This window comes from Nonomuraea sp. CX421, from assembly GCF_059358955.1.
In genome coordinates, this window is the sequence record NZ_JCADBK010000009.1 from 157,929 (window position 1) to 181,443 (window position 23,515).

At 69.6% G+C, this 23,515-nt stretch carries 19 protein-coding genes; 14 read left to right on the forward strand and 5 right to left on the reverse strand.

The window, feature by feature from the left end:
• Window positions 1-287 precede the first annotated feature (287 nt).
• Window positions 288-863: a hypothetical protein gene (locus AC5L3X_RS18870; protein WP_494858405.1), complete on the forward strand. Its 576-nt coding sequence runs from the start codon at window positions 288-290 to the stop codon at window positions 861-863.
• Here the strand turns inward: AC5L3X_RS18870 and AC5L3X_RS18875 are convergent.
• Window positions 829-1,968, reverse strand: a complete 1,140-nt coding sequence (locus tag AC5L3X_RS18875; RefSeq protein ID WP_494858406.1) for a saccharopine dehydrogenase family protein — start codon at window positions 1,966-1,968, stop codon at window positions 829-831. The genes AC5L3X_RS18870 and AC5L3X_RS18875 overlap by 35 nt on opposite strands.
• A 172-nt stretch (window positions 1,969-2,140) precedes the next feature.
• On the opposite strand from AC5L3X_RS18875, the gene AC5L3X_RS18880 reads away from it, so the two are divergent.
• Together AC5L3X_RS18880 and AC5L3X_RS18885 are read left to right on the forward strand one after the other, a co-directional pair.
• Complete coding sequence (locus AC5L3X_RS18880) at window positions 2,141-4,210, forward strand: serine/threonine-protein kinase (protein ID WP_494858408.1); 2,070 nt, start codon at window positions 2,141-2,143, stop codon at window positions 4,208-4,210.
• Window positions 4,211-4,263: 53 nt separating this feature from the next.
• Window positions 4,264-5,238 (forward strand): malate dehydrogenase, encoded by a 975-nt coding sequence (locus AC5L3X_RS18885; RefSeq protein WP_494858409.1) that lies wholly within the window; start codon window positions 4,264-4,266, stop codon window positions 5,236-5,238.
• Window positions 5,239-5,483: 245 nt separating this feature from the next.
• Here the strand turns inward: AC5L3X_RS18885 and galE are convergent, their stop codons facing one another.
• Window positions 5,484-6,431 (reverse strand): UDP-glucose 4-epimerase GalE, encoded by a 948-nt coding sequence (gene galE, locus AC5L3X_RS18890; protein WP_494858411.1) that lies wholly within the window; start codon window positions 6,429-6,431, stop codon window positions 5,484-5,486.
• Window positions 6,432-6,517: 86 nt separating this feature from the next.
• Between galE and AC5L3X_RS18895 the strand changes: the two genes are divergently transcribed.
• Genes AC5L3X_RS18895 through AC5L3X_RS18905 form a run of 3 tightly spaced genes read left to right on the forward strand, consistent with a single transcriptional unit; the run spans window position 6,518 to window position 9,855 of the window.
• Window positions 6,518-7,831, forward strand: coding sequence for a hemolysin family protein (locus AC5L3X_RS18895; protein WP_494858413.1), 1,314 nt, complete (start codon window positions 6,518-6,520; stop codon window positions 7,829-7,831).
• A gap of 14 nt (window positions 7,832-7,845) precedes the next feature.
• Window positions 7,846-8,847: a tryptophan--tRNA ligase gene (trpS, locus tag AC5L3X_RS18900; RefSeq protein ID WP_494858415.1), complete on the forward strand. Its 1,002-nt coding sequence runs from the start codon at window positions 7,846-7,848 to the stop codon at window positions 8,845-8,847.
• Between the two features lie 18 nt (window positions 8,848-8,865).
• Window positions 8,866-9,855 carry a YihY/virulence factor BrkB family protein gene (locus tag AC5L3X_RS18905; protein WP_494858416.1) on the forward strand — a complete coding sequence of 330 codons (990 nt, stop codon included), beginning with the start codon at window positions 8,866-8,868 and terminating at the stop codon, window positions 9,853-9,855.
• On the opposite strand, the gene AC5L3X_RS18910 is transcribed toward AC5L3X_RS18905, so the two are convergent.
• On the reverse strand, window positions 9,844-10,941 hold the full coding sequence (locus tag AC5L3X_RS18910; RefSeq protein ID WP_494858418.1) for a D-alanyl-D-alanine carboxypeptidase family protein: 1,098 nt from the start codon (window positions 10,939-10,941) through the stop codon (window positions 9,844-9,846). The genes AC5L3X_RS18905 and AC5L3X_RS18910 overlap by 12 nt on opposite strands.
• Window positions 10,942-11,025: 84 nt before the next feature.
• Here AC5L3X_RS18910 and AC5L3X_RS18915 point away from each other — a divergent pair, with 84 nt between their 5' ends.
• Window positions 11,026-11,229, forward strand: a complete 204-nt coding sequence (locus tag AC5L3X_RS18915) for an SCO4848 family membrane protein (protein WP_225264062.1) — start codon at window positions 11,026-11,028, stop codon at window positions 11,227-11,229.
• Here the strand turns inward: AC5L3X_RS18915 and AC5L3X_RS18920 are convergent.
• The gene (locus AC5L3X_RS18920; protein WP_225264060.1) at window positions 11,189-12,553 is read right to left on the reverse strand and encodes a peptide ligase PGM1-related protein; all 1,365 of its coding nucleotides are present in this window, start codon (window positions 12,551-12,553) and stop codon (window positions 11,189-11,191) included. The genes AC5L3X_RS18915 and AC5L3X_RS18920 overlap by 41 nt on opposite strands.
• Before the next feature lie 562 nt (window positions 12,554-13,115).
• On the opposite strand from AC5L3X_RS18920, the gene AC5L3X_RS18925 reads away from it, so the two are divergent.
• The gene (locus AC5L3X_RS18925) at window positions 13,116-14,348 is read left to right on the forward strand and encodes an amidohydrolase (protein WP_494858420.1); all 1,233 of its coding nucleotides are present in this window, start codon (window positions 13,116-13,118) and stop codon (window positions 14,346-14,348) included.
• A 108-nt stretch (window positions 14,349-14,456) separates the two neighbouring features.
• Here AC5L3X_RS18925 and AC5L3X_RS18930 read toward each other — a convergent pair whose 3' ends face one another.
• The gene (locus tag AC5L3X_RS18930; RefSeq protein ID WP_494858421.1) at window positions 14,457-16,352 is read right to left on the reverse strand and encodes a Xaa-Pro dipeptidyl-peptidase; all 1,896 of its coding nucleotides are present in this window, start codon (window positions 16,350-16,352) and stop codon (window positions 14,457-14,459) included.
• A 287-nt stretch (window positions 16,353-16,639) separates the two neighbouring features.
• Between AC5L3X_RS18930 and AC5L3X_RS18935 the strand changes: the two genes are divergently transcribed.
• From AC5L3X_RS18935 to AC5L3X_RS18960, 6 genes are all read left to right on the forward strand, one after another.
• The gene (locus AC5L3X_RS18935; RefSeq protein ID WP_189128886.1) at window positions 16,640-17,710 is read left to right on the forward strand and encodes a BMP family lipoprotein; all 1,071 of its coding nucleotides are present in this window, start codon (window positions 16,640-16,642) and stop codon (window positions 17,708-17,710) included.
• Between the two features lie 83 nt (window positions 17,711-17,793).
• Window positions 17,794-19,401, forward strand: coding sequence for an ABC transporter ATP-binding protein (locus AC5L3X_RS18940; RefSeq protein WP_494858422.1), 1,608 nt, complete (start codon window positions 17,794-17,796; stop codon window positions 19,399-19,401).
• On the forward strand, window positions 19,401-20,540 hold the full coding sequence (locus AC5L3X_RS18945) for an ABC transporter permease (RefSeq protein ID WP_189128888.1): 1,140 nt from the start codon (window positions 19,401-19,403) through the stop codon (window positions 20,538-20,540). The genes AC5L3X_RS18940 and AC5L3X_RS18945 overlap by 1 nt, the downstream gene beginning before the upstream one ends.
• The gene (locus tag AC5L3X_RS18950; RefSeq protein ID WP_494858423.1) at window positions 20,537-21,832 is read left to right on the forward strand and encodes an ABC transporter permease; all 1,296 of its coding nucleotides are present in this window, start codon (window positions 20,537-20,539) and stop codon (window positions 21,830-21,832) included. Before AC5L3X_RS18945 ends, AC5L3X_RS18950 begins: the two co-directional genes overlap by 4 nt.
• Window positions 21,832-22,227, forward strand: a complete 396-nt coding sequence (locus AC5L3X_RS18955) for a cytidine deaminase (RefSeq protein ID WP_494858425.1) — start codon at window positions 21,832-21,834, stop codon at window positions 22,225-22,227. The genes AC5L3X_RS18950 and AC5L3X_RS18955 overlap by 1 nt, the downstream gene beginning before the upstream one ends.
• Window positions 22,227-23,501, forward strand: a complete 1,275-nt coding sequence (locus tag AC5L3X_RS18960) for a thymidine phosphorylase (RefSeq protein ID WP_494858427.1) — start codon at window positions 22,227-22,229, stop codon at window positions 23,499-23,501. The genes AC5L3X_RS18955 and AC5L3X_RS18960 overlap by 1 nt, the downstream gene beginning before the upstream one ends.
• Window positions 23,502-23,515: the final 14 nt, after the last annotated feature.

Below are 23,515 nucleotides of genomic sequence, written 5' to 3' on the forward strand. Positions count from 1 at the left end.
AAAGTGGCGACGCAGCACACCAGTCCCGTTGCCGCGCCCAGCCACCGGTATCGACGCCTGACCTGCAGATAAAGCAGAATCCGGTCGCCATTGAAAATGGTGAAATCCACCCGTTGGCGGCGGGCGAACCGTTCTGCGGCCGTGCGGTCCATTGGCGAGTCAACACTCGTCAATGCGAGTCGAAGCGCCAGCACCAAACCGGCCAGGAATACGATTAGTAACAAGTATCCGCTTTCGTCACGCCGGAAAAAGTAGCAGAATTCGGAAACGCCTGACAGGGGGAATGCGTGATCCGGGATGACGTGTGGGAGCGGCTCGACAAGAGGGCGGGCCTGGCCTCCAGGCGCGAGAGCAGGCGCTTGATCGAGGTGGTGTGCGCGCTCGCGCTGGTCGCCCTCCTCGTGGTGAGCGCCTGGCAGGTTGGCGGGATCGTGCCCCGCCTGTCACACGCCGGGGGAAGCGGCAGCGACCTGCTCTGGGGCAAGGACGACCTCGGCCGGCCGCGACATCCGAGGGCCGAGGCGCGACTGCGCTTCGTCAACGACGGCTGGCTGCCCGTCACGGTCACCGGGGTCGGCGTCCGCGCCGACAGCCTCAGGCTCGCCTCGGTGACCGTCGACGGCTTCACGCCCGCCTCGATGGGCGGCGGCCGGTTCCCCCACACGATCCGGGCCGGCGGGCAGCTCCAGCTGACGCTCAGCCTGGACGTCATCGACTGTGAGCTCTTCGACTCGGAGATCGTCCCGGTCGTGTTCGAAGTCGGTCACTGGTGGGGGACCACTGCCGTTACCGCGGCGCAGGGCGAGGTGGAGGGCCCCTGGCAGGAGGTCATGTTCCGGTCGGCGTGCGAGTCCGGAAGGTGATGCCCGCCCGGTCGAGGCGGTCAATGAGATGCGTGCCCATGGCGCTCGCCGTCGTGAGCTGGCCCGCCCGCTCGGGGACGTCGTCGAAGGCCAGGCAGAGAGCCGACTCGGCGAGCATCTTGGCGGTCTCGTCATAGCCCGGGTCGCCGCCCGCGACCTCGGTGACGACGCGTTCGCCGCCGCCCTCGCCGAGGAAGGTGACGTTGAACCAGCTCTTCGCCCGCTGCTCCGGAGAGGGCCCGTCACCCGGTCGCAGGCGGCTCATCAGCCAGTCACGGGCCGGGGGGAGCTGGGCCATCGCGACCAGCGCGCCGGCCCCCGCCACAGCCGTCAGCGCGGCCGGGAGACGCCTGACCGCGTAGTACTGGCGATACGCGAAATCGGGGCCGTACCTGTCGAGGAGGCGGGCCGAGTAGCCGACGATCCGCGGGTCGAGGGTGGGCATCGGCAGCGCCCAGCCGCCCACGTAACGCAGGCCACCCGCGCGGGAGCTGATCCGGCGCCCCCAGGGCCTGGCCTCGGCCGACCGGCGCCGGGCGTCCGCCGCGATCATCTGGAGCGGGCGGGAGAAGACCGTCAGGCCCGAGTGCAGGGTGCCGCCGGACATCCGGAGGTCGGCCCGCATGAAGCCGCTGACCCTGAGCGGGACTCCCTCGGGCAACCGGTTGACCGTGTAGAGCACGCCGAGGTCGTACGGGATGGAGTCGAAGCCGCACGCGTGGACGAGCTTCGCCCCGGTCCGCTGGGCCGTGGCGTGGTGGTCGACGTACACGCGGTCCACGAACTCGGGCTCGCCCGTCAGGTCGAGGTAGTGGGTGCCCGCTTCCGCGCAGGCCGCCACCAACCGCTCGCCGTACGTGAGGTAGGGGCCGACGGTCGTGACCACGACCCGGGCCTGGCGCGCGACCTCGGCCAGCGAGGCGGGGTCGGTGGCGTCGGCGACCAGGATCGGCGCGTCGACGCCGAGCGCGCGCAGTTTGGCGGGGTTGCGGCCGGCGAGCGCCCACCGCACCTCGGGTCCGGCGTTTTTCGCCAGGTAGGCGGCGGTAAGTGCGCCGGTGAACCCGCTCGCTCCGAACAACACGATGTCATATGCGCGGTCCATTTTCGGGGGCTCCTCGCGATGCGTGATTCTGGCGAATGAGGACGGGTGCGTCATCATTCTTGACAGAGAGTCGGCAAAACCTGACGTCACGAACGGTTAACAGTTCACTGATGAGTTCGTGGGCGTCGTAAAGTTTGCCTCGTCGGGCAATGTGCACATGTGGGGAAGACGAATGCCGCAGATCTCGCCGCTGGTTGCCGGCGACCCTGGCGAGCTGGGGTCGTTCAGGCTGTCCGGACGGATCGGAGAGGGCGGCCAGGGCATCGTCTACCTGGGCGTCAACGAACAGGACGAACAGGCCGCCATCAAGCTGCTGCACATCAAGTTCAGCGGCGACACGATCGCCAGGTCGCGCTTCGCCCGTGAGCTGAAGGCGGCGCAGCGGGTGGCGTCGTTCTGCACCGCCCGGGTCATCGAGGCCGACCTCGACGGCGACACGCCGTACATCGCCAGCGAGTACATCGACGGGCGCGCGCTGCGCGACATCGTCGACGACGACGGGCCGCTGCGGGGCACGGCGCTCGACCGGCTGGCCATCGGCACCGCCACCGCCCTCACCGCGATCCACCACGCCTCGATCGTGCACCGTGACTTCAAGCCCGACAACGTGCTGATCGCCGCCGACGGGCCGCGGGTGGTCGACTTCGGGATCGCCCGGATCATCGACTCCACCGGGACGATCACCAGCCGGGCCATCGGCACCCCCGCCTACATGGCGCCCGAGCAGATCGCCGGTGACGACGTCGGGCCCTTCACGGACGTGTTCGCCTGGGGGGCGACCATCGCGTTCGCGGCGACCGGGCAGGCCGTCTTCGAGGGCAACTCGATCGCCGTGGTGCTCAACCGGATCCTCAACCACGAGGTCGACGTCAGCATGATGCCCGAGCCGCTGCGCGGAGTCGTGCGGTCGGCGCTGGCCAAGGCGCCCGCCGAGCGGCCCTCGGCCGACCAGATCCTGCTGCGGCTGCTCGGCCAGCCCGAGTCGGTGAGCGCGTCCACCGCCCTGCTCACCCGGGGCGTCCAGGTGGCGAGCGACGACACCACGCCGTTCAAGCGGGTCTCCGCGACCCGGATCGAGCCCCGGGCCGGCCTGACCGGCTCCAGGTCGGGTGAGTCCCCCGCGGACGTCACCCCACGCCAGGGGGCGTCCGCGCGCACCGCCGGGACGTCCTCCACCGGTTCGGGGACGTCCTCACAAGGTTCTGGGACGTCTTCGGAGTCTCCGGAGACGTCCGTGCGGAACCCCGTGCCGCCCGAGCCATGGGAGGGGACGTCCGCGCAGGCCGGGGGCGCGCCGGTGCCCTGGACGTCGGAAGGTCCGGCCGCGCCCGGCACCCGGCCGGGGTCTCCGGCACGCCGGGGGCGGCGCCGGATGTGGTGGGCCGCGCTGGCCGTCACGCTGCTCCTGATCGCCGGCGCCGTGCTCGTGGCCGTGGCGAACGGCTGGCCACAGCGGGCGTTCGGCGGCCAGCGGCAGGCCGGGATCACGGGCAGCCCGACCTCGCCGGGGCCGTTCACCAGCGTGGTCGACAAGGTGGCGACGACCGGCAAGCTGGTGATCGGCGTGAAGGGCGACCTGCCGGGCATCGGCCTGGAGCGCAACGGCGGGTTCGAGGGCTTCGACGTCGAGCTGGGCAGGCGGATCGCGACCGAGCTGGGGGCACGACAGACGGCGTTCGTCAGGGTCTCGCGCGGCGACAGGGCCGACACGCTGGCCGACGGCACGGTGGACCTGGTGCTGGCCACCTACTCCATCGACAGGAGCGAGATCGGATTCGCCGGCCCCTACTACCTGGCCCACCAGGACCTCCTGGTCCGCGACGGCGCCGGCATCGACTCCCTGGCCGACCTCAAGGGCCGCAAGATCTGCGCCCCCGACAGCCCGTCGGTCGGCAGGGTGCAGGCCAAGGTGCGGGTGGAGCCGGTGCCGGCCGGCGACTACGCCCAGTGCATGGACCTGCTGAGGAGCGGCCAGGTCGACGCGGTGCCCGGCGACGACCTCATCCTGGCGGGGTTCGCCGGCCGCGAGAACCTCCGCTACAAGATCCTCGGCGCCAAGCTCACCGACGAGCGCTACGCCGTCGGCATCAAGCGGGGTGACGTCAAGACCTGCAAGGCGGTCAAGGCCGTGATCGCCGACCTCTACGTCTCTGGCACCATGAAACAGCTCCTCACCAGGCACTTCGGCAAGGTCGACTTCGCTCCGGAGCTGAAGGTGCCCGCGATGGAGCCCTGCGGATGACGAGCGGGTAACATCCGAAAGTCAACCAACATCCCGTGAGTTAGGGGAAGGCCATGGCCACGCCCGTCAAGGTGACCGTCACCGGAGCCGCCGGTCAGATCGGCTACGCGCTGCTGTTCCGCATCGCGTCGGGCCAGCTGCTGGGCGCGAACGTGCCGGTCAAGCTGAGCCTGCTGGAGATCCCCCAGGCGGTGAAGGCGGCCGAGGGCACCGCCATGGAGCTCGACGACTGCGCCTTCCCGCTGCTGTCGGGCATCGAGATCACCGACAGTCCCGACGTGGCCTTCGCCGGCGCCAACGTGGCGCTGCTGGTGGGCGCCATGCCGCGTAAGGCCGGCATGGAGCGCGGCGACCTGCTCGGCGCCAACGGCGGCATCTTCGGCCCGCAGGGCAAGGCGATCAACGACCACGCGGCCGACGACATCAGGGTCCTGGTCGTCGGCAACCCGGCCAACACCAACGCGCTCATCGCCCAGCAGAACGCCCCCGACGTGCCCGCCGAGCGCTTCACCGCGATGACCCGCCTCGACCACAACCGCGCGCTGTCGCAGCTCGCGGCGAAGCTCCAGGTGCCGGTGACCGAGATCAGGCACATGACGATCTGGGGCAACCACTCCGCCACGCAGTACCCCGACCTCTACCGCGCCGAGGTGGGCGGCAAGATCGCGGCCGAGCAGGTCGACGGCGAGTGGCTGCGCGACACGTTCATCCCGACCGTCGCCAAGCGCGGCGCGGCCATCATCGAGGCGCGCGGCGCCTCGTCGGCGGCCTCGGCGGCCAACGCGGCGATCGACCACGTCCACGACTGGGTCAACGGCACCGACTGGACCTCCGCCGCGGTGGTCTCCGACGGCTCCTACGGGGTGCCGGAGGGTCTCATCTCGTCGTTCCCGGTGCGCGCGGTGGACGGCAGGTTCGAGATCATCCAGGGGCTTGAGATCGACGCCTTCTCCCGCGAGCGCATCGACGCCAGCGTCGGCGAGCTCATCGAGGAGCGCGACGCGGTCAGGTCCCTCGGCCTCATCTAGACTCCCGCCCCGCAGTACGACCCCGGCCCCGGCCGACCGTTGACCCGGTCAGTCGGGGCTTTCCGTCACGGTGCAGGGAGCGCTCGGTTCCGACGCCGGAGCCGGGATCGGCGTGACGAAGACCACGGCCGCTCCGGCGCTCAGGCTGCCCAGGATGACGAGGACGGCGAAGAGCAGCTTCGTGACCCTTGGTGAAAAGCCCCTCACATTTCGGTATCAGAGCATATATCTGGCGGCTGTATACCTCATTTGCCGGAAAGCGCTGCCCAGGCATCGGAGACGATGTCGCGCAGCGCCGGCCGCTCGGCCTTCCAGCCCAGCTCACGCTGGATTTTCGCCGAGGAGGCGACCAACTCGGCGGGGTCGCCGTCGCGGCGCGGCCCGAGGACGGCGGGGATCTCGTGACCGGTGACCTCGCGGCAGACGGAGATCACCTCCTGGACGGAGAAGCCGGCGCCGCTGCCGAGGTTGTAGATCGTGTGCGCTCCCTCGGTGACCGCCTCCAGTGCCAGCAGGTGGGCGCGGGCGAGGTCGGCCACATGGATGTAGTCGCGAACGCACGTTCCGTCGGAAGTGGGGTAGTCGGTGCCGAAGACGCTCACCGACTCGCGCTCGCCGGTGGCGACTTTGAGCACGTTGGGGATGAGATGGGTCTCGATCGCGTGCCGCTCGCGGTAGCGGCCGTAGGCGCCGGCCACGTTGAAGTAACGCAGGCTGACGGCCCCGAGCCCGCGCAGCCCCGCGTACGCGGTGAGCGCGGTGTCGACGGCCAGCTTGGAGGCGCCGTAGGGGTTGGTGGGCCGGGTCGGGTCGGTCTCCAGGATGGGGGAGCGCTCCGGCTCGCCGTAGGTGGCCGCCGTGGAGGAGAACACGATCCGGCGCACGCCCCGCTCGTGCATCGCCTCCAGCAGTGCCAGCGTGCCGCCGAGGTTGTGCGACCAGTAGAGACCGGGATCGGCCACCGACTCGCCGACCAGCGACTTGGCCGCGAAGTGCAGCACCGCGTCGACGCCCGCCAGAGTGTCGCCGGGCTCGCTGATCGACCCCTGGACGAACCGGGCCCCCTCCGGCACCGCGTCGGCGTGCCCGGTCGACAGGTCGTCGAGCACGGTCACCTCGTGGCCCGCCTCGACGAGTTGCGCCGCGACGACACTGCCGACATATCCGGCACCCCCGGTCACCAGCAGTCTCATGTCCACCCCTGTTGGAATATGTTTGATTTTGTACGGCTCGCCGTTCAGCATACGTGGGAAAGGCGTTGAGTACGCTGCCAACCACCATGTTTGACACCGTCGTCGCCAATATCGTCCTGGTCCTGCTCTTCATTCTGGTCGGCGGTTTCTTCGCGGCCGCCGAGATGGCGATGGTCACCCTGCGCGAGAGCCAGGTGCGCAAGCTCGCCCAGCACGGCCGCCGGGGAGAGCGGGTGGCCAAACTGGCCCGTGACCCCAACCGGTTCCTGTCGGCCGTGCAGATCGGGGTGACGGTCGCCACCATGCTGTCGGCCGCGTTCGGCGCCGACCGGCTCGGCATGCAGCTCGCGCCCGTCCTGGAGCGGTGGGGGGCGCCGGCCGCGCTCGCCGACGTGCTCGCGCTCGTCCTGGTCACGCTGGCCATCTCGTACGTGTCGCTGGTGCTCGGCGAGCTGGCGCCCAAGCGGCTGGCCAGGCAGCGGGCCGAGGGCTTCGCGCTGTTCGTGGCGCCCTTCCTCGACCGGATCGCCGCCCTGTCGCGGCCGATCATCTGGGCGCTGTCGAAGTCGACCGACGGCGTGGTCAGGCTGCTGGGCGGCAACCCGCAGGCCGACACCGAGGAGGTGACCACCGAGGAGCTGCGCGACATGGTGGTCGGCCACACCGACCTCACGGCCGACGAGCGCCACCTGATCGCCGAGGTGTTCGCCGCCGGCAAGCGTCAGTGTCGCGAGGTGATGCTGCCGCGGACGGAGGTCGAGTTCATGGAGGCCGACACCCCGCTCGCCGAGGCGGCGGTGCTGGTGGCGGCGCTGCCCCACTCGCGCTTCCCGGTCTACCGCGAGTCCTACGACGAGGTCATCGGGTTCGTGCACGTGCGCGACCTGCTCGACCCGGTGCTCACCGGCCGCATCGAGCCGATCAGCGAGCTGGTGCCGATCAGGCCGGTCAAGTTCGTGCCCGCCTCCAAGCGGGTGCTCACCACCCTGTCGGAGATGCGCGACGAGGGACACCACCTGGCCATCGTGGTCGACGAGTACGGCGGCACGGCCGGCATCGTCACCCTTGAGGACCTGGTCGAGGAGCTGATCGGCGACATCAGGGACGAGTACGACGTCGAGGGCGACACTGTCGTCCTCCCGGCCGGCGAGATCGAGATCGACGGGCTGACCAACCTCAACGACTTCGCCGCCGAGACCGGCATCAAGCTGCCCAGCGGGCCGTACGAGACGCTGGGAGGGTTCGTGATGGCCGTGCTCGGGCACGTCCCCACCGTGGGTGAGAAAGTGGAGGTGCCGGGCTTCGAGCTGACCGTCACCGAGCTCGACGGCCGCCGCATCGCCCGCGTGAGAGTGAAACGCCGACCTGTCATCGAGTCGGCGACCGACCAGGATTCCTGACACAATTACCTGCTATGGCCAGACCTCGTGTTCTTTCCGGCATCCAGCCCACCGCGGACTCCTTCCACCTGGGCAACTACCTGGGTGCGGTCCGTCAATGGGTTCCGCTGCAGGAGACCCACGACGCCTTCTACTGTGTGGTCGATCTGCACGCGATCACCGTGCCGACCGACCCGGCCGACCTGCGCCGCCGCACCCGTGTGGCCGCCGCGCAGCTGTTCGCCGCCGGGCTCGACCCCGAGCGGTCGACCCTGTTCGTGCAGTCGCACGTGCGCCAGCACACGGAGCTGGCCTGGATCCTGAACTGCCTGACCGGCATGGGCGAGGCCGGCCGGATGACGCAGTTCAAGGACAAGGCGGCCAGGTTCGGGGAGAGCGCCGCCAGCGTCGGCCTCTTCACCTACCCGATTCTGATGGCCGCCGACGTCCTCATCTACCAGGCCGACAGCGTGCCCGTCGGCGCCGACCAGAAGCAGCACCTCGAGCTGACCCGTGACCTGGCCCAGCGCTTCAACCACCGCTTCGGTGACACGTTCACGATGCCCGAGCCGTACATCCTCAAGGAGGTCGAGAAGATCACCGACCTCCAGGACCCGACGGCCAAGATGTCCAAGTCGTCGTCCAGCCCGGCGGGCATCCTCGACGTGCTGGAGCAGCCCGGTCCGCTGCGCAAGAAGGTGATGCGCGCGGTCACCGACACCGGCTCCGAGGTGTTCTTCGACGAGGAGAATAAACCCGGTGTGTCCAACCTGCTGCGCATCCAGTCGGCGCTGACCGGCACGCCGATCCCCGAGCTGGTCACCCGCTACCAGGGCCAGGGCTACGGCGCCTTCAAGAAGGACGTGGCCGAGGCGGTGGCCGACACCTTCACGCCGATCCGCGAGCGTACGGAGAAGCTGCTGTCGGACGAGACCGAGCTCGACCGGCTGCTGGCGATCGGCGCCGAGCGCGCCCGCCAGGTCGCCGAGCAGACCATGATCGAGGTCCGCGACCGCATCGGCTTCCTGCCCACCTGACGGCCGGCGACGAGCACGATGTCAGGCCTGACCGAGCGGATCGCGGCGGCGAAGGCCAAGGGGCGCCGCCTGGTCGAAGACTGGAGGGTCCGGCGCCCCTGGCTCGACCATCTGATCAGGACCGTCCAGCGCTATGAGCTCCAGAGCGGCAACCGGCTGGCGGGCGCGGTCACCTACTTCGCGTTCCTGTCGTTCTTCCCGCTGATCGCGCTGGCCTTCGCGGTGCTCGGCTACGTCCTGAGCAACGACCAGAACGCCATCGACGCGTTGACCCAGGTCATCGACGACCAGTTTCCCGGCTTCGCCGAGCAGCTCGACATCAACGGCATCGCGCAGGCGAAGGGGACCGCCGGGATCATCGGCCTGCTCGGCCTGCTCTACGCCGGGCTGGGCGCCGTCGACGCGCTGCGCGGAGCGCTGCGCGAGATCTCGATGACGACCACGCCGCCGCTCAACTTCTTCCTCGGCAAGCTGCGCGACCTGCTCTCGCTCATCCTGCTCGGGCTGACCATCCTGGCCTCGGTGGCGGTCTCCGGGTTCGCCACGCAGGCGACGACGACGGTGGTGAGCTTCCTCAACCTCGACGCCACGGGGTTCAACACCGGAGGGTTGTTCCTCGCCGGGCTCGCGGCCGGGCTGGCCGCCGACTGGCTGATCTTCGTGATCGTGCTGGGCTGGGTCGCCCCGCCGCTCGGGTCCTTCCGTTACGTCGCCCGTGGCGCGTTGCTCGGCGCGATCGGGTTCGGGCTGCTCAAGCAACTGGCTGGGCTGCTGCTGAGCCACACGCTCGGCAACCCGCTGTACGGCACGTTCGCGGTCATCGTGGGCCTGCTGCTCTGGATCAACTTCTCGGCCCGGCTCGCGCTCTACGTCGCCGCCTGGACGGCGACGGCGGGGCTCAGCCCCCCTCCCGCGCCCTCGCCGATCCCGTCGAGCGGGTCGCCGGAGGACGAACCCTCGAAGAACGGGGCGCCGCCTGGGCAGACGGGCGGCTCCTCAGCGGCGTGAGCGCTTGCGGCGGATGCCGTACCAGAGCCACGTCACCCCGAGCAGCAGCCCGCCGCCGACCACGGCCGAGCCCACCAGGCGGCTGGTATCGGTCCGCTGGGACGCGTCGAGCATCGGCGGCGGCTTGACGGGCGACGAGGCGGCCGGCGACGCGGTGACCTGACGCTGCACCGGCGGCTTGACGGGGAGCGGGTCGACCAACTGGCCGACCGGTGTGACCTTGCCCCTGGCGGCGAAGCCCCAGTCGAGGAGGTCGGCCACCTCGTCCCAGAAGTAGCCCTCGTGCCGCATGATCGTGACGATGATCGTGTGGCCGTCGCGCGTGGCCGCGCCGATGAAGCTGCCCTGCGCCTTCGACGTCCAGCCGTTCTTGACGCCGATCATGCCCTTGTAGCGCCAGAGCAGCTTGTTGTGGTTGCTGATCTCGTAGTAGTTCTTGGGCGCCGGGAACTTGGCGGTCTTGGTGCTGATGTATCGCCGGAAGTCAGGGTTGGCGAGGCCGGCCCGCGCGATCAGCGCCAGGTCGTAGGCCGAGCTGCTCTGCCCCGGCTTGTCCAGGCCGCTGGGCGTCTTGGCCACGGTGTCGTTCGCCTGCAGGCGCTTGGCCAAGGTGTTCATGTCACGCAGCGTCTTCTCCAGGCCGCCGTTCGTCTCGGCCAGCGCCATGGCGGCGTCGTTGCCGGACGACATCATCAGCGCCTTGAACAGGTCGTCCACCTTGTAGATGGGCTTGGTGGTCAGCCCGACCGCGCTGCCCTCCTGGTTGGCCGCGTTGCGGCTCGGCCTGACCGTGAGCTTCTTGTCGAGCAGGGGGATGAGCGTGAGCGCGGTCAGCGCCTTGAGCGTGCTGGCCGGGAGGAGACGGCCGTGTGGGTTCTTCGCCGCGAGCACCTGCCCGGTCTCGGCGTCGGCGATCACGTACGAGGTGGCCTTGCTCTTCGGCGGCGCCTTGACTCCGTCGGGGGCGACGAGTCCACGGCTGCTCAGCGACTCGCCCCCGATCGGGGTGGCAGGAGCGGCGTGGGCGCCCCCGGTGAGAGCGACCGTCGTGAGGAGTGCCGCGGCAGGCACCAGTTTCGTCCACATGGCGGGTCTCAGAGTAGCTTCGAGTCATAGCCCATGTGGCGACACATCCCCCGAAGGTCACACCTCGATACAAGAGAGATGGTTATGTCGCGAAAGATCGCCGGATTCCTCATCGTTCTCGGCGTTTTCATGATCTTCGAGTGGATCAATCTTGGGTTTAACCTGGCAGACGGCCATGAGACCGGCTTCTATGTGGTGCACGGCATCCTGATCGTGGTCAACGTCGTGCTGGGGGTGGTGCTCGGCGTCATCGGGTGGAGGGGTCTCCGCAGAGCGCGCGGCGAGTGATCCGGTGCAGCTCGTCGGCCTCCTCGCGGGAGTCGCCGATGGAGGTGAACCCCAGCTTGCCGTGCTCGGGGATGGCTCCCAGGAGGTGGAAGACGTTGCCGGTGCGGCCGGCCGGGTCGAACCCGAGCCCGAGCCGCTCCGCCATCCGCACGACCTCGCCGGGAGTGCGTCCCCGCAGGCAGGCGGCGGCGCAGTTGTCGGTCGCGGTGTAGTACTTCGGCTGGTCGCCGACCATCAGCAGGCCGGTGTCCGGGTCGTAGGAGGCGCCGGTCGTCAGCAACGCGGCCCCGAAGGGGTGGGTGGTGCCGCCGATGCGCAGGTTGATCTCGCAGAGCAACGCGGCGTAACCCGCGTCGGTCTTCATCGCGAAGAAGTCCATCCCGAACAGCCCCACCACGCCCCGCTCCGCCAGGATCCGCGCGATCCGGTCGGCCGAGTCGCCGACCTCGGCCCGGTACTCGGGAGCCGCCGGAAACGTGCAGCCCTGGTAGACGTCGTTGTTGACGCCGCCGAGCACCTGGTCGTGCGTGGCGACCACGTCGTGGTGGCCTCCCGGCGTGATCCGGGCCAGCGCGCTCGGATAGTAGAGCGGCCGGTGCTCGATGAACTCCTCGACCACGCCGCCCCGCTCGGCGATCTTGGCGGTGAAGCTCTCCCAGGTCTCGCCCGCGGCCGAGAAGCTGGTGCCCTGCCGGTCGCTCTTGCTGACGATGGCGTTGCCCAGGCCCGAGTAGCCGTCGTTCAGCTTGACCATGACCCGGTCGCCGGGGAGCGACTCCAGGGCGTCCTCGATCGCGGCCACCGTGCGCACGTCGCCGAACCCTCTGGCCATCGGCACGCCGGCCTCCAGCCCGACCTCGCGTGAGCCGCTCTTGGAGCCGTAGTAGGCGAGCGACGTGGCCGGACCGTAGATGGGGACGTTGAGTGACGAGGCGAGCTCCTCCTCCAGGGTGCTGAGCACGAACGGCACGATCCAGGCGTCGCCGTCGATGGCCGCGCGCACCCGCTCGATCGCGTCGGGGCGGGAGAGCAGCGTTCTGGTCAGCGGCTGGGAGGTGGGGTCGTCGAGGCTGATCAACGTCAGCCGGGCGGCGGCGTCGGCCGGGTCGGGCAGGAAGCCGAAGTAGTAGTCGACGATGTCCGGATCGATGGGCGCGGAGGAGAGGTAGACCACCTTGACCCTGGGCTCGCGGAGCGTGAGCAGGAGGAAGAGGAGACGCTCCTCGTACCACCTGGCTCCGGTGATGCGGCGCAACTCGTCCTGCGGCAGAGAGAGCGAGGGCACGACCACCAGGGTCCCCTCGCTCGGCTCGAAGATGCTCAACTGTGCATACTTCTCCCCGAACGGGATTTTAGTGATCATAATGCGAGTGAAACACGCATTCTTCTCAGAAACAGCCATCGCCGCAGTGTGATGACCATGTCGGAAGGTGACAGGATTCGGAATCGTGGAGCACGTTTGGAAGTGGGCTCATCGGGTCACCTGCTAATGATCCCTTATGACTATTTCCTGATCAACTCTGTGCTCACTCAGCGTGACGGCCCATGGTTACGGGCATGCCGTCGGCTAACTTTTGGTGTAGTTGTCGGCGAAGCACCTCGCGAGAGCGATAAAGTCGAAGCATCGCCATCGGGCTCATGGCTCACCGCCAGCAGGGTCCAGGCTGCGGCGGCTCTCCCACACACTGGGGGCCGAGGCCCGCGACCCGTGTTGACGATCCCTGACACCGGATCCCAGGGATGAGGGTTCGATTTCATCGGCTGCTGCCCTGATCGGACAGCCGCCACAAGTGAGACCACCGACGGACAAAAAACGATATTTGTTGCTATGAGCCGCGTGACGGTGGGTAGAGGCCGTCGCACGGCACGTGACGGGACGGTGACTGATGCAGGGGCGTGAGCTGCGGGGGGAACTCGACGCGTTCCTGGCGGAGCACGAGCGGGAGCTGGTGGCGTTCCGGCGCGACCTGCACATGCATCCTGAGCTGGCCTTCGCCGAATATCGGACGACGCAGCGGATCGCCGAGCGGCTGACCGCCGCCGGTCTGGTGCCGTCCGTGCTGCCGAGAGGCAGTGGAGTCATCTGCGACGTGGGCAGCGGCGACGGCCCCACCATCGCGCTCCGCGCCGACATCGACGCGCTGGCCCTCGCGGACGAGAAGGACGTGTCCTACCGCTCGACCGCCCCCGGCGCCTGCCACGCGTGCGGGCACGACGTGCACACCGCCATCCTGCTCGGCACCTCGATCTTCCTCGCCCAGCAGGCCGCGGCCGGCCTGCTGCCCGGCCGGGTCCGGCTCATCTTCCAGCCCGCCGAGGAGCTGCCCGGCGGCGCGCTCGAGGTCATGGCCCACGGCGGCATCAGCGGCGTCGACCGCATCTTCGGCCTGCACTGCGACCCGCGCGTCGACGTCGGCCAGATCGGGCTCAAGGCCGGTCCCATCACCTCGGCCTGCGACAAGCTGGTCATCAGGGTGTCGGGCCCCGGCGGTCACACCGCGCGGCCGCACCTGACGGCCGACCTCGTCTTCGCCCTCGCCAAGATCCTCACCGAGCTGCCCGCCGCCCTGTCCCGCCGCGTCGACCCGCGCAGCTCGCTCAGCCTGGTCTGGGGCAAGGTCGTGGCCGGTTCGGCGGCCAACGCGATCCCCGACGACGGCGTGGCCGAGGGCACCGTCCGCTGCCTCGACGAGAACGCCTGGCACGCCGCGCCCGACCTCATCAAGGCCCTCCTCGACTCCGTCGCCGGCGCCTACGGCGTCGAGGCCACGATGGAATACACCCGGGGCGTGCCGCCGGTGGTCAACGACGAGATGAGCATCGAGATGCTGGCCGAGGCGGCCCAGCGCGCGCTGGGCACCGGGTCGGTCGTCGCCACCCAGCAGTCGCTGGGCGGCGAGGACTTCGCCTGGTACCTCGAGTCGATCCCCGGCGCCTTCGCCCGGCTCGGCACCCGGTCGCCGGGCGGGCTCACGCACGACATCCACCAGGGCACCTTCGACGTGGACGAGGACGCGATCGGCATGGGCGTCCGCCTCATGGCCGCCACCGCGCTCACCGCCCTGTGGGAGTCACGGCCGGTCACGGTCACCGAAGAGTCGGTCACCACTCCGGCCTGACGCCACCACCACTCGGGCCTGACGCCGGCACCACTCCGGGCCGGCGCCACGGCCACTCCGGGCTGAGCGCCGCCCTGGCCCGGACTCCGGGCCAGGGCGGCTCGCTGGTCAGGTCAGCTTGCCGACCGCCACGGGCAGAGTGAGTGACGAGCGCGACGGTGAGAGGGTGATCCTGGTCCCCTCCGGATAGCGCAGCGTGTAGTCGCGGTCCGTGGAGATGATCACCAGGCCCAGTTGGTGTCCCTTCTTGAACACGTAGTCCGTCGGCTGCAGGTCCCAGTCGAAGGAATACTCGCGGCCGGGGCGTACGGGCTCGGTCCGGTCCGCGCGGTTCCGGTTGCGGACGTCCAGCCAACCCCTGGTGACGATCTTGTACGGGGTCGTGGCGGTGCCCAGCCGGCGCAGCGCGGTGCAGCCCGTGTCACCCGGCACGCCCTCGCCGTAGCAGAGCGTCTCGCCGGTGGGGACGAGCGTGCCGTTCGCCCGGACGTCCGTGCCGTAGTCGACGAGCAGCGCCGTCAGGTACGGCGACGAGCCGTCCGCCATCGAGGCCCGGACCGACACCGTGGGCGTGCCCGAGATCCGGACGTCCGCCGGTAGTTCGGAGGTGACGTAGGCCAGACGGTTGGGGTCGGCGGCGGGGAAGGACTGCACCAGATCCTCGGCCGTGCGCGCCTTCTGGTCGGTGAAGGTCTCCTTGGCGCCGTGCGGACGGGGGAGCAGGCCGAGCTTCGCGCCCGCGGCCGGCCGCAGGCGGACCGGGGTGGCGCCGGGCACCGGCCAGGAACGGTACCGGCCCCACTCGCCGGGGCCGGTCTCGACGTCGGCCTGCGGCTCACGCATGATGCCGCTGTCGATCCCGTACAGCCAGTGGTCGAACCAGCCGTGCAGCTGGCGCAGCCACTCGACGGTACGGAGGCTGAAGGGGTTCATGTGGGTGCCCTGGTGCAGCCAGATCTTGCGCGGGACGTTCCGCTGGGAGATGGCGTACCACCACTGGGCGAACTGCTTGGTCTTGACGTTCCAGTCGTTGAGCCCGTGCACCAGGAAGACGCTGGCCTTCACCTTGCGCACGTCGTTGAGGTAGTTGCGGGAGTCCCAGAACGGGCTGTAGTCGCCGGTGATCCGGTCCTGGGCCGCCGTGAGGTGGTCGACGACCGGGCCGCACACCTGCTGGCCGTCGGCCCGGGTGAGCACGTACTTGGCCAGTACGTCGGCGTCCTCGCCCTGGAAGCCGCCCGGCGCGAGCACGCCGCCGTTGGCCCGGTAGTAGTCGTACCAGGAGGAGATCGCGGCGATCGGCACGATCGTCTCCAGGCCCTTGACGCCGGTCGCGGCGACCGCGTTGGGCAGGGTGCCGTTGTAGGAGACGCCGATCATCCCGACCTTGCCGGTCGACCAGGTGGCCGAGACCGGCTCGCCCTCGGGGGTGAAGCCCTTGGCGCGGCCGTTCAGCCAGTCGATGGCGGCCTTCGGGCCGGCGGTCTCGTTGCGGTCGCCGGTGGTGGGGCAGCCGGTGGCCCGGCCGCTGCCGAGGTTCTCCACCAGTGCGATCGCGTAGCCGCGCGGCACGAAGTAGTTGTCGTAGTAGCCGTCGAAGGGGCCGTCGAAGGGCTCGGCGGCGAGCTTGTCCGTGGGAGCCGAGCGCAGGTTGGGCAGCGGGTTGCCGTTCGCGTCGACGTCCACCGGGTGGTTGGCGACGTCGTTGCCGCCCGCGTAGTAGGGGCTGGCCTCCATGATCACGGGGACCTTGAGGCCCTGCTCGGTCTCCTTGGGGCGCAGGATGTCGACGGCGACCCGGTCGGGCCTGCCGTCGCTGTCGCTGTCGGTCCCCTCCACCTCGACGTAGACGGTCTGCTTGATCGCGTCGGCCCGGGAGAAGACCGGCTGGGTGGCGTTGTCCGCGACGCTGATCGACGGCGCGGCCGCTGTGGCGGGTGTCGTGGTCATGGCCAGTGCGAGGACCGCTACCAGCGGCACGGCCAGCACCTTACGAGGATGCATGAGAGCTCCAGAGGAAATTCCACCTTTGCTCGGAATCTCTGCCATGATCGACCGGACGGCAAGGGCCCCTCCAACGTCAAAGTTGGGCAAAGCTTCCGCATGTGTCGCGTGTCACGCGGCCATGGATTCAGGTCACGGACACGAGTGATGTCGATAACGGAGCGGTTTCGACCCTGTGTGCCGGTTTGGTCTGCCCTGGTCAAGCAACTATCTTCCGTGCAGGGTTGCCGTACATTTCTTCGCGCCCGCGATGAAGTTTGGCGGCGGGGAAGACGGAAGGAGTCGCCTTGCTCAGCAAGCGATTCGGCAGGATGGCCGTCGGCGCGATGGCCGGCACCATGCTCATGGCGGCCGCGGCCTGCGGCGGCAACACGGGGGCGGAGCCCACGACCAGTGCTCAGCCGAGCGGAGACGCCTCCAGCGAGGCGCCGAAGGGGGCTCTCAAGGTCGGCCTGGCCTTCGACATCGGCGGGCGCGGCGACAAGTCCTTCAACGACTCGGCCTACGCCGGCCTGGAGAAGGCCAAGACGGAGCTGGGCGCGGAGATCAAGGAGCTGAGCCCGGCGTCCGATGGCTCCAACCGCGGTGAGCTGCTCCGTCAGCTGGCCGACGCGGGCTACAACCCGATCATCGGCGTCGGCTTCGCCTACGGCGACGACATCAAGAAGACGGCCGAGGAATACCCGGAGATCCAGTTCGCGGTCGTCGACTCGGCCTCCAACGCCGCCAACGTGACCGGCCTGCTGTTCGCCGAGGAGCAGGGCTCCTACCTGGCGGGCGTCGCCGCCGCGACCAAGGCCGAGAGCGGCCACGTCGGCTTCGTCGGCGGCGTCGAGAACGACCTGATCAAGAAGTTCGAGGCGGGCTTCGTGGCCGGCGTCAAGTCGGTCAAGAGCGATGCCAAGATCGACGTGAAGTATCTCAGCCCTGACGGCGACTTCACCGGCTTCAAGGCCCCCGACAAGGGCAAGGTCGTGGCCGAGAAGATGTACCAGGACGGCGCGGAGGTCGTCTACCACGCCTCCGGCGACTCCGGCCTCGGCGTCTTCCAGGCGGCGGCCGCGGCCAAGAAGAAGGCCATCGGCGTCGACTCCGACCAGCGCCAGACCATCAAGGAGACCGACCTGCAGTCGGTCATCATGACCTCGATGCTCAAGCGCGTGGACGTCGGCGTGTTCGAGTACGTCAAGGCCTTCCAGGGCGGCGCCAAGGGCGGCAGCAACGTCATCTACGACCTCAAGGTCGACGGCGTGGGCCTGGCCACCACCGGTGGCGAGATCGACGACATCAAGGACAAGCTCGACGCAGCCAAGAAGGACATCGTCGACGGCAAGATCACGGTTCCGGCCAAGCCGTAACCAGGGCAGGACTTTCGACCGAAGGCCCGGAGACCACGGCTTCCGGGCCTTCTGTCTTATCCCGCCGGTCTAGGAGAGACCCCATGAGCTCGGACCCCCTCGCCGCGGCGCGACCCGCCGTGGAGCTGGCGGGCATCACCAAACGCTTCCCCGGCGTCGTCGCCAACCACGACGTCTGCCTCACCGTCGAACCCGGCACGGTGCACGCGATCGTCGGCGAGAACGGCGCGGGCAAGTCCACCCTGATGAAGATCCTCTACGGCATGCAGCAGCCGGACGAGGGCACCATCAAGGTCAACGGCCAGGAAGTCGCCTTCCGTACGCCGAGTGACGCCATCGCGGCCGGGATCGGCATGGTTCACCAGCACTTCATGCTGGCCGACAACTTCACCGTGCTGGAGAACATCGTCCTCGGCGCCGAGCCGTCGAAGGGCCTCGTGCTCGACTCGGGCCGGGCCCGCGAGCGTGTCAAGGAGCTGGCCGCCGGCCACGGCCTGCAGGTCGGCCCCGACCGACTGGTCGAGGACCTCGGCGTCGGCGACCGGCAGCGGGTGGAGATCCTCAAGGTCCTCTACCGCGGCGCCCGCATCCTGATCCTCGACGAGCCGACCGCGGTGCTCGTGCCGCAGGAGGTCGACGAGCTCTTCGAGACCCTCCGGGAGCTCAAGGCCGGTGGCCTCACCGTCATCTTCATCTCGCACAAGCTCGACGAGGTGCTGAGCATCGCCGACGCGATCACCGTGATCCGGCGCGGCACCACGGTCACCAGCGTCGATCCGCGCGAGGTCACCGCCCGGCAGCTGGCCGAGCTCATGGTCGGCAGCGAGCTGCCCACCCCGGAGACCCGCGAGTCGACGGTGACCGACACCGTGATGCTCAAGGTGTCCGGCCTGACCATCGAAGCCGACGGCCACCGGCCGATCCCGAAGGGCGCCTCGGTCTCCGCCTACGCCGACCGGCTCCGCGCTGAGGGCAAGCGGCTGCTGCTGGACGACGTGTCGTTCGAGATCCACCGGGGCGAGATCCTCGGCATCGCCGGGGTCGAGGGCAACGGCCAGTCCGAGCTGATCGAGGCGATCATGGGCATGCGCCCCGCCCACGGCGACATCGCGCTCGGCGGCGAGGACATCACGTCCTGGTCGACGCTGAAGCGCCGCGAGTCGGGCATCGGCTACATCCCCGAGGACCGTCACCGCCAGGGGCTGCTGCTGGAGGCGTCGCTCTGGGAGAACCGCGTGCTCGGCCACCAGACCAGGCCACCCGCGCGCAGCGGCATCTGGATCAACCGGCGCGCCTCCAAGGCCGACACCGAGCGCATCGTCAAGGACTACGACGTGCGCACACCGAGTGTCGACACCCTGGCCCTGGCCCTGTCGGGCGGCAACCAGCAGAAGCTGATCGTCGGCCGCGAGATGAGCAGCGAGCCGACGTTCCTCATCGCCGCCCACCCCACCCGGGGCGTCGACGTGGGCGCGCAGGCCGCCATCTGGGACCACCTGCGCAACGCCCGGGCCGCCGGCCTGGCCGTGCTGCTGATCTCGGCGGACCTCGACGAGCTGATCGGCCTGTCCGACACTCTGCACGTGATCTACAAGGGGCGGCTCGTCGCCCGGCTCGACCCTTCCGATGTCACGCCCGAGCGGCTTGGCGGCTACATGACCGGTGCCATCACCGGCACTGAGGAGACGTGATGCCCGCAGGGCTCTTCCGGGCGCTGCTGACCGTCGCAGGCGCCGTCGCCGCCATCGTGGTGGCCATCGCCATCTCCAGCGTGGCGATCCTGGCGGCGGGCGCCAGCCCGACGCAGGCGTTCGCCGCGTTCTTCGACTTCGGCGAGACCGAGCGCTCGGTGGTCAACGGCATCGCGACCATGCTCAATCGGTCGGTGCCGCTGTTCATCGCCGGCCTGGCGGTGGCCATCGGGTTCCGGATGAACCTCTTCAACATCGGCGTCGAGGGACAGTACAAGATCGCGGCCGTCTGCGCCGCCTACGTCGGCTCGCTGTTCGTGGCGCCCGCCCCGATCCAGATCCTGGTGATCATCGTGGTGGCCGCGGCAGTGGGCGGCCTGTACGCGCTCATCCCGGCCGTGATGAAGGTGACGCGGGGGGTGAACGAGGTCATCTCCACGATCATGCTCAACTTCATCGCGATCCAGCTGGCCGCTTTCCTCGTCCGTGGTCCCTTCACCGGCCAGCGGACCGAGGGCCAGCTCACCACCAACACGCCGCTGCTGCCCGAGTCGGCCTGGTTCCCCAACCTCAACGTGCTGTTCGAGCTGTTCGGGCTGCCCGCGCCCCGTGGCGGCGGGCTGTGGGGGTTCCTGGCGGTGGCGATCCTGCTGGGCATGGGCATCTGGGTGCTGCTGGAGCGCACCAGGTTCGGCTTCGACGTCAAGGCCAGCGGCCTCAACCCGTCGGCCGCGCTGGCCTCGGGCGTCAACCCGAAGAAGATGGTCATCTCGGCGATGGTGCTGTCCGGCGCGGTCGCGGGACTGATCGGGCTGCCCGAGATCCTCGGCGACAAGCACACCTTCGGCTCCAACTTCACTCCCGGCCTGGGCTTCCTGGGCATCGCGGTCGCGCTGCTGGGCCGCAACAAGCCCGCCGGCATCGCGGTCGCCGCCCTGCTCTTCGGCTTCCTCGACCGCGCGCAGGGGCCGCTGCAGTTCGCCAGCGTGCCCCCCTCGGTCATCATGATCATGCAAGGCGCGATCGTTCTCCTGGTGGTCATCGCCAACGAGATCACCAGCAGGATCGCGGTGCGGCACGAGGAACGGCGGGCCGCGCAGCAGCTCGGCAGGAACACTCCCGTTGAGGTGGCAGCATGACGACCGTCGCATCGACCAAGGTGCGCAAGTACCACCTGGCGCTCATCGGCGTCGCCCTGCTGATCCTGCTGATGTCGCTGGTGCGAATCGTGTCCGGGCAGAACGACATCACCTCCTCCGGCACGTTCGCCGCCGCGCTGATGCTGGCGGTGCCGATCGGCCTGGCCGGTCTCGGCGGCCTGTGGGCCGAACGGGCCGGCGTGGTCAACATCGGCCTCGAAGGCATGATGGTGCTCGGCACCTGGTTCGCCGGCTGGGCCGGCTACCAGTGGGGAGCCATGGCCGCGCTGCTGGCCGGGCTGATCGCGGGCGCGCTGGGCGGGCTGATCCACGCCGTCGCGACCGTGACGTTCGGCGTCGACCACATCATCAGCGGCGTCGCGATCAACCTGCTCGGCCCCGGCGTCACCCGTTTCCTGTCGGAGGTGTTCTACAAGGAGGGCTCCGCCGCCGGCGAGGCGGGCGCCGGCATCACCACCTCGCCCGCGCTGAAATCGGAGGCGCCGGAGGTCAGCCTGCCGCTGTTGTCCTCGGGGCCGGACTGGCTCGGCAGCCTGGAGCAAACCCACTGGTTCCTGCTCTCCGACCTCGCGGGCATCCTGCGCGGCCTCACCCACGACGTGAACATGCTGGTCATCCTGGCCGTGCTGCTGCTGCCGCTGACGTTCTTCGTGCTCTGGCACACGGCCTTCGGGCTACGGCTCCGCTCGGCCGGTGAGAACCCGTGGGCGGCCGAGTCGCTGGGCGTGAACGTTCCCCTGATCAAGTACGTCGCGGTCGTCATCTCCGGCGCCTTCGCCGGGCTGGGCGGCGTGTTCCTGGTCTTCGTCACCACGAAGTACGTCGAGGGGCAGACGGCGGGACGCGGGTTCATCGGCCTGGCAGCCATGATCTTCGGCAACTGGCGCCCTGGTGGGCTGGCGGCGGGCGCGGCGCTGTTCGGTTACGCCGACGGCCTGCAACTGCGCAGCTCGGGCGCCGTCACCTCGTTCCTGCTGTTCGGGGCGGTGCTGCTGGTGATCTACATCGGCGTCAAGCTGCGCGGAATGCTGTCCTCGGACCAGCCTGCCGAGGCCGTGACCAGGGGCGCGAGGGAATACACTCTCCTGGCCGCGGCCGCCGCCGGCTCGATCGTGCTGATCTGGCTCTGGCTGACCGTGGACAAGCTGCCGGACGAATTCGTCTACGTCACGCCACACGTGCTCACGCTGCTCGTGCTGCTGGTGGCTTCGCAGCGACTGCGGATGCCCAAGGCCGACGGCGTGCGCTATCGCAGGGGGGAACAACACTGATGAGCATCGACTGGGACGCCCTGCGGGTGGCGGCCGCCGAGGCCATGCACCACGCCTACGCCCCCTACTCCAAGTTCCCCGTCGGCGCCGCCGCCCTGGTGGACGACGGCCGGATCGTCACCGGCTGCAACGTCGAGAACGCCTCCTACGGGCTGGGCCTGTGCGCCGAGTGCGGCCTCGTCTCCGCGCTCCAGGCGTCCGGCGGCGGCCGGCTGGTGGCCTTCACCTGCGTCGACGGCCACGGCGAGCTGCTGATGCCGTGCGGGCGCTGCCGCCAGCTGCTCTTCGAGTTCGGCGGAGACGACCTGCTGGTCGAGACCGTCGACGGGCCCAGGCGGATGACCGAGATCCTGCCCTACGCGTTCGGCCCCGATGACCTGTCCAAGACCACCTGATGGACGTCATCGAGGTCATCGTCGCCAAGCGCGACGGTCACGAGCTGACGGCCGCCCAGATCGACTGGGTGATCGACGCCTACACGCGCGGCGAGGTCGCCGACGAGCAGATGTCCGCCCTGGCCATGGCGATCCTGCTCAACGGCATGAACCGGCGCGAGATTGCCGGCTGGACCCAGGCGATGATCCGCTCGGGCGAGCGCATGGACTGGTCCGCGCTCGACCGGCCCACGGCCGACAAGCACTCCACGGGCGGTGTCGGTGACAAGATCACGCTGCCGCTCGCGCCGCTGGTGGCCGCCTGCGGCGCGTACGTGCCGCAGTTGTCGGGTCGCGGCCTCGGCCACACCGGCGGCACGCTCGACAAGCTGGAGTCGATCCCCGGCTGGCGGGCCTCGCTGTCCAACGACGAGATGCTGGCGGTGCTCCGCTCGGCCGGCGCGGTCGTCTGCGCGGCCGGCTCGGGCCTCGCGCCCGCCGACAAGAAGCTGTACGCGCTGCGCGACGTGACCGGCACGGTCGAGTCGATCCCGCTGATCGCCTCGTCCATCATGTCGAAGAAGATCGCTGAGGGCACCGGCTCGCTGGTGCTCGACGTCAAGGTCGGCTCCGGGGCCTTCATGAAGACCGTGGAGCGGGCCCGCGAGCTGGCCGAGACCATGGTCGCGCTCGGCACCGACGCGGGCGTGCGCACGGTCGCGTTGCTCACCGCGATGGACCGGCCGCTCGGCCGGGCCGTGGGCAACGCCCTGGAGGTCGAGGAGTCGGTCGAGGTCCTGGCCGGCGGCGGCCCGTCCGACGTGGTCGACCTGACCGTACGGCTGGCGCGCGAGATGCTGGAGGCGGCCGGGATCTCCGGCAAGGACCCCGCCGACGCCCTCAGGGACGGCTCGGCCATGGACAGCTGGCGCCGCATGATCGGCGCCCAGGGCGGCGATCCCGACGCGGTCCTGCCCCGGGCGGCCGAGACCATGACGGTCGAGGCGCCGTCGTCCGGGGTGCTCGGCCGGCTCGACGCCTACGCCGTGGGCCTGGCGGCCTGGCGGCTGGGGGCGGGCCGTGCCCGCAAGGAGGACCCGGTCTCGTTCGGCGCGGGCATCACGTTGCACGCCAAGCCGGGTGACCTGGTGCGTGAGGGGCAGCCGCTGATGACGCTGCACGCCGACGAGACGGCCAGGTTCGAGCGTGCGCTGGCCGCGCTGGAGGGCGGCTACGAGGTCGGCCCGACCGGCCAGGAGCTCCTGCCCCTCGTCATCGACCGCGTCACCGCCTAGCCGGTCGAGAGCAA

Coding starts and splice junctions, on each gene's coding strand:
- AC5L3X_RS18955 (WP_494858425.1), top strand. CDS start 21,832: ATGAGCATCGACTGGGACGCCCTGCGGGTGGCGGCCGCCGAGGCCATG.
- AC5L3X_RS18880 (WP_494858408.1), top strand. CDS start 2,141: ATGCCGCAGATCTCGCCGCTGGTTGCCGGCGACCCTGGCGAGCTGGGG.
- AC5L3X_RS18940 (WP_494858422.1), top strand. CDS start 17,794: ATGAGCTCGGACCCCCTCGCCGCGGCGCGACCCGCCGTGGAGCTGGCG.
- AC5L3X_RS18875 (WP_494858406.1), bottom strand. CDS start 1,968: ATGGACCGCGCATATGACATCGTGTTGTTCGGAGCGAGCGGGTTCACC.
- AC5L3X_RS18960 (WP_494858427.1), top strand. CDS start 22,227: ATGGACGTCATCGAGGTCATCGTCGCCAAGCGCGACGGTCACGAGCTG.
- AC5L3X_RS18950 (WP_494858423.1), top strand. CDS start 20,537: ATGACGACCGTCGCATCGACCAAGGTGCGCAAGTACCACCTGGCGCTC.
- AC5L3X_RS18895 (WP_494858413.1), top strand. CDS start 6,518: ATGTTTGACACCGTCGTCGCCAATATCGTCCTGGTCCTGCTCTTCATT.
- trpS (WP_494858415.1), top strand. CDS start 7,846: ATGGCCAGACCTCGTGTTCTTTCCGGCATCCAGCCCACCGCGGACTCC.
- AC5L3X_RS18910 (WP_494858418.1), bottom strand. CDS start 10,941: ATGTGGACGAAACTGGTGCCTGCCGCGGCACTCCTCACGACGGTCGCT.
- AC5L3X_RS18925 (WP_494858420.1), top strand. CDS start 13,116: ATGCAGGGGCGTGAGCTGCGGGGGGAACTCGACGCGTTCCTGGCGGAG.
- AC5L3X_RS18885 (WP_494858409.1), top strand. CDS start 4,264: ATGGCCACGCCCGTCAAGGTGACCGTCACCGGAGCCGCCGGTCAGATC.
- AC5L3X_RS18945 (WP_189128888.1), top strand. CDS start 19,401: ATGCCCGCAGGGCTCTTCCGGGCGCTGCTGACCGTCGCAGGCGCCGTC.
- AC5L3X_RS18905 (WP_494858416.1), top strand. CDS start 8,866: ATGTCAGGCCTGACCGAGCGGATCGCGGCGGCGAAGGCCAAGGGGCGC.
- galE (WP_494858411.1), bottom strand. CDS start 6,431: ATGAGACTGCTGGTGACCGGGGGTGCCGGATATGTCGGCAGTGTCGTC.
- AC5L3X_RS18930 (WP_494858421.1), bottom strand. CDS start 16,352: ATGCATCCTCGTAAGGTGCTGGCCGTGCCGCTGGTAGCGGTCCTCGCA.
- AC5L3X_RS18915 (WP_225264062.1), top strand. CDS start 11,026: ATGTCGCGAAAGATCGCCGGATTCCTCATCGTTCTCGGCGTTTTCATG.